Below are 432 nucleotides of genomic sequence, written 5' to 3' on the forward strand. Positions count from 1 at the left end.
TGCCGGAGACGTTCGCGCTGCTGGAGCGCCACGGCGCCTCCTTCTGCGCGCACGACATGCCGGGATCGGCCAGCGGGCGCCGGGCGGTGGGGCCGGTCGCCTATGTCCGCTTCCATGGCGGCGAGGGCAAATATTGGGGCCGCTATCCGGACGAGCGGCTGCTCGGCTGGACCGACTGGATGGTGGAGCAGGCGAAGTCCGGCCGCACCGTCTGTGCCTATTTCAACAACGACATCCACGCCCACGCCATCCACGACGCGCAGACGCTGAAGGCGATGGTGCGGCAGGCCCTGCCGGGACCGTGACGGGTCAGCGCTTCAGCACGTCCTGAAAAGCCGCGACGGCGGCGGCGGGACCGTCCGGGTGGTTCCAGACGCCCGCGCACACGGCGAGGAAATCCGCGCCAGCTTCCACCAGCACGCGGCCATTGTC

General features: G+C 70.1%; 1 protein-coding gene. It reads left to right on the forward strand.

The window, feature by feature from the left end; translation table 11 throughout:
• Positions 1-305: DUF72 domain-containing protein (locus AC2JF9_RS09555; protein ID WP_500727310.1), on the forward strand; the 305-nt coding region annotated here is incomplete at its 5' end.
• Positions 306-432 lie beyond the last annotated feature (127 nt).

Source organism: Lactobacillus sp. C449L (assembly GCF_059900815.1).